This is a genomic window from Chamaesiphon sp. OTE_20_metabat_361 (assembly GCF_031364565.1).
Genome location: NZ_JANLWO010000074.1, coordinates 1 through 4,710, shown reverse-complemented (window position 1 = coordinate 4,710; position 4,710 = coordinate 1). Strand labels below are relative to the sequence as shown.

At 49.0% G+C, this 4,710-nt stretch carries 3 protein-coding genes; all 3 read left to right on the top strand.

Annotated features, from left to right (window positions below):
- On the top strand, nt 1-2,312 hold a 2,312-nt coding region (locus RMO35_RS01975), incomplete at its 5' end, for a copper-translocating P-type ATPase (RefSeq protein WP_309738191.1).
- Nucleotides 2,313-2,474: 162 nt separating this feature from the next.
- Nucleotides 2,475-3,098 carry a WG repeat-containing protein gene (locus RMO35_RS01970; RefSeq protein WP_309738190.1) on the top strand — a complete coding sequence of 208 codons (624 nt, stop codon included), beginning with the start codon at nt 2,475-2,477 and terminating at the stop codon, nt 3,096-3,098.
- A 30-nt stretch (nt 3,099-3,128) separates the two neighbouring features.
- The coding region (locus RMO35_RS01965; protein WP_309738188.1) for a UPF0182 family protein at nt 3,129-4,710 on the top strand (1,582 nt) is incomplete at its 3' end.

Genomic DNA, 4,710 nt, shown 5'->3' with positions numbered 1-4,710 from the left:
TCGAAAAACAATTGCTCGCTCAATCGGGCGTAAAATCTGCCTGTGTCAATCTCCTCACTGGCGTAGCCGCGATCGCCGTAACAGCAGAAACAGCCACAGGTATCGATCTGGCTGCCAAATTGACGAGTAGTGGTTTTCCCGCTCAACCCCGCGATATCGGTGATGCGGCGGATCGATCGCAACGACTAGCACAACGCCAAGAAAAATACGATCGAGAGTCCAAGCAGCTACTTTGGCAACTAGTTACTGCTGCAATTTTACTAATATTATCCGCCGTCGGGCATTTTGCACAACCCAACACTCATCTGCATCATGGTGAATCTGCGGTACTAAATAACTTTTGGTGGCATTGGGGTTTGGCGACACTGGCGATCGCTTTTCCAGGTAGATCGATTTTGCGGGATGGCTGGCGCAGCCTGTGGCATGGTAATCCGAATATGAATACCCTCGTCGGTTTGGGGGTGATTACGTCCTATACAGCGAGTGTGGCGGCGCTGCTGGTGCCGAGTTTAGGCTGGGAATGCTTTTTTGAAGAACCCGTGATGATTATTGGGTTTATCACGTTGGGGCGCACATTAGAACAACAGGCGAAACATCGTGCGGCAACGGCATTCGATCGATTGCTCTCCCTTCAGCCGACATCGGCGCGGTTAATCAGTCGCGATCCAGAGCGTCCCCAAGCCATCGAAATCCCTGTAGAACAGGTCAAAGTCGGCGAATATTTGCGGGTACTTCCAGGCGAAAAGATCCCCACTGACGGGGCGATTCGCTGGGGACAGACGACGATCGATGAGTCGGCAATTACGGGGGAATCGATTCCGGTATTCAAGCAGGTGGGGGAGATTGTCACGGCAGGGACGGTGAACCAATCTGGAGCGATCTCGATCGAGGTGACGCGCACGGGGGATGATACGACGCTAGCGCAAATTATCGCCCTCGTAGAAGCCGCTCAAACTCGCAAGGCTCCAGTGCAGCAGCTCGCCGATACGGTGGCTGGCTACTTTACCTATGGTGTGCTGGCGATCGCGATCGTCACTTGTCTATTTTGGTACTTTTTCGGCATCCACAACCTCAATTTAGATCCGCCAGTATCCACCCTCACGCCGCTCAAAGCCGCGATCGCGGTGATGGTGGTGGCATGTCCTTGTGCGTTGGGTTTAGCCACGCCGACGGCGATTCTAGTGGGGACGGGCATTGCGGCGGAGTCGGGATTATTGATCAAGGGTGGGGATGTGCTGGAAGCGGTACATCGGTTGGATACGGTGGTATTTGATAAGACAGGAACGCTGACTGAGGGTAAGCCCCAAGTTACGGACATAATTGCCGCCGATAATCTGCGATCGATCGATCTATTGCAACTAGCGGCAGCGGCGGAAAGCGTCACCAATCATCCGCTAGCGGTGGCGATTCAACAGGAAGCCGTGCGATTGGGTGTGAATTTACCGACGATTCTGGATGCGCGGACTGAAATCGGCTTGGGTGTCTATGCCCGAGTGCTAATTAGTAATACTCCGCAACCACTTGACGATAATTCAGATCGATTGCCAAGTACTCTAATTGAGGGCACAGAATATCAGGTAATTGTAGGCAATCACCACTGGTTAGCTGCTAATGGGATTGAGCTTAATCCAGATTGGGAGGCTCAGTCCGCGCAGCTAACAGCAGCAGGCAAAACCGTCATGTATGTCGCGATCGATGGTGCGATGATGGGGTTGATTGGGGTGACAGATCGCTTGCGCGATGATGCGATCGAGACTGTCAGACAATTGCAGGATTTAGGCTTGCAGGTAGTTTTACTTTCAGGCGACAGAAAGCCAGTTGCGGATATTATCGCCCAGTCTTTAGGAATTACCGATGTCTATGCCGAAGTTTTGCCTCAAGATAAAGCGCGCATCATCGCATCGCTGCAAGTAAACCAGGAATTGCCAACGCCGCGTCGAGTAGCAATGATTGGGGATGGGATTAATGACGCGCCAGCACTGGCTCAAGCCGACTTAGGCATCGCGCTCAATGCGGGTACCGATGTCGCGATCGAAGTTGCGGATATTATCTTAATGCGCGATCGGTTGTTGGATGTAGTGTACGCGATCGAGTTATCCCGCTCCACTCTCATCAAGATTCGACAAAACCTCTTCTGGGCAGCTATTTACAACTTCGTCGGTATCCCAGCCGCAGCCGGAGTCCTGTACTGGTACGGTTGGGGGGCGATGCTGAGTCCCTCAGTAGCTGGCGCGATGATGGCATTGAGTTCTGTCAGTGTGGTAACTAACTCCCTACTGTTAAAATTAGGTAGAAAAAAGTTAGTTAGTTGATTGTTTAATCCAGATTAACTCGATCGATCTCTACTTAACTTTTCGATCGAGTTACGATGGCAATCGATAGCTAACACCGCAGATGTATGACAAATATCACAGCATAATCTCGATCGCGTTTGGACAATAGACAGACAACAATCGATTCTATTGTCATCTATTATGAAAACTCGCATCCTGATTTCCTCATTCTGTATTCTTGCCGTTATTTGCTTTGATACTTTAAATCGATCTGCCATTGCCGAACAGCCAGCCGCTGTGTCTGCCATTAATCAACAAACTATCACCAACCCAGATGACGATCCTAATAACTTGACTGCGGTTTTAGTAGGTAAGAAGTATGGCTATAAGGATACTGCGGGTAAGATGGCGATCGCACCGCGCTTTGACAATGTGTATGAGTTTTTTGATGGGTTAGCAGCAGTCAAAATTGGTGAAGATTGGGGATTTATCGATCGATCCGGTCGGGTAGTTGTCGAGATGCAATTTGAGGATGCTGGCAGTTTTAGTAATGGTTTAGCCGCAGTCCAAATTGATGAAAAGTGGGGCTTTATCGACCGAGAAGGTGAAATCGCGATCGAGCCAATGTTTGATGAAGTTGAGACTTTTAGCCAAGGCTTAGCAAAAGTTAAGGTTGGGGAAAAGTGGGGGTTTATTAATACAAGAGGCTCGATTGCGATCGCCCCAATCTATGATGAGGTGGCTAGTTTTGAAAATAGTACCGCGTGGATCAGAATTGGGAAAAAAGTTGGCTACATCGATAAAACAGGTAAATTTCTACAATAAATTCAAATTTTGTCTTCCCCTAGAGATATCGTGCAATTACCCTTCTCAAAACTAGCTAAACGCCGATATTTATTATTACCGATCGCGCTAATTTTATTATATTTAGCGATCGAACTTATCGCGCGATTGGGTGCTGAAATGTTGTGGTTTGAGGAAGTTGGCTATTTGCCGATGTATTTGCTCCGGGTGCAGGCACAAGGATTATTAGGGGTGGGGATATTTGGACTGACAACAGGTTATCTATTCGGTAATTTATCACTAGCACAACGTCTTAAATCTCCCGATCCAGCGCCGCTCGATCGCCAGCAAGTAGCTCAAAATCGACTCAATCTCGATTCACAAGCCCGACGCATTCCTCGGGTCTTAAATCTCCGCTGGTTGCTGTTACTGACAATAAGTTTGAGCTTGCTAATAGGACTGCTTTTAACTCATTATTTACAAGCAGTCGTGAGTCAATGGTCGATCGATCCCACATTGCCCGATATTACACCACCCTCGCCACGGTTACTCCATCTAGATGCCTTAGTTCAGATTGCCAAGCAGTCAGTAACCCAAGGCTGGATGGTTGTGGGTGGGGTGCTCATATCGATCGCGATGCTCATCTATCCGCGCTATTTATTACGCTCGATCGCTGCAATTCTAAGTCTAGCGATCGCGTTGGTAATTTCACGACAATGGACGCGAGTTTTACCCTATTTTCAAGCGACGGCATTCGGGCATCGAGATCCGGTATTCGATCGGGATATCGGCGATTATATCTTCGGTTTACCTGTTGCGGAACTGGTGGAATTTTGGTTGATGGGGATGTGTTTGTATGGTTTTATCGCCGTTCTTTTGACATATCTATTATCGGGAGATAGCCTCAGTCGAGGAAAGTTTCTCGGATTTTCACGCGCTCAACAACGCCACCTCTATGGATTGGGTGGTAGTTTGATGTTGGTGGTGAGTTTTAGCTACTGGTTGAGCTGTCATGAGTTGCTATATTCCCTGCGCGGCGTGTCTTTTGGTGCGAGTTATACGGATATAAATGTCTTGCTCCCCGCTGAAGCCGGGTTGGGAATTTTATCACTAACACTCGGCTTATATTTGCTGTGGCGATCGATCTATTTTCCGCGCCGAGCGCAACATCGCTTGCTGCGGTGGGCGGCGATCTTATATCTGACGATGGAGATCGGTACTACTCTTATTCTCCCCACGATCGTCCAAGCGTTAGTAGTGCAGCCAAATGAATTAGTACGCGAGACACCCTATATTAAACGGACGATCGCGCAGACGCGTCAAGCTTTCGGACTCGACAAGATTGCGGCAAATAGTTTTAATCCACAAGCCAATCTTACCGAGCAAAAAATTCAGGCAAACGATCGCATTATTCGGAATATTCGGCTGTGGGATAAACAACCGCTGCTAGCTACCAATCGCCAACTGCAACAAATCCGCCTCTATTATCGCTTTCCCGATGCCGATATCGATCGATACACTTTAGCCGCAGAGCCAAAGGCATTACCCACAACGCCACTCTCGCTTGCGTTGGAGAATGGCTCCGTTGGGGTTGGCGTTACCCCCCCAACCCCCCCTTATAAAGGGGGGGCTACTGCTGCGACTTCTACCGAGC

What these genes read in the sequence shown, in the direction of transcription:
- RMO35_RS01970 (WP_309738190.1), top strand. Translation starts at nt 2,475, where the DNA reads ATGAAAACTCGCATCCTGATTTCCTCATTCTGTATTCTTGCCGTTATT.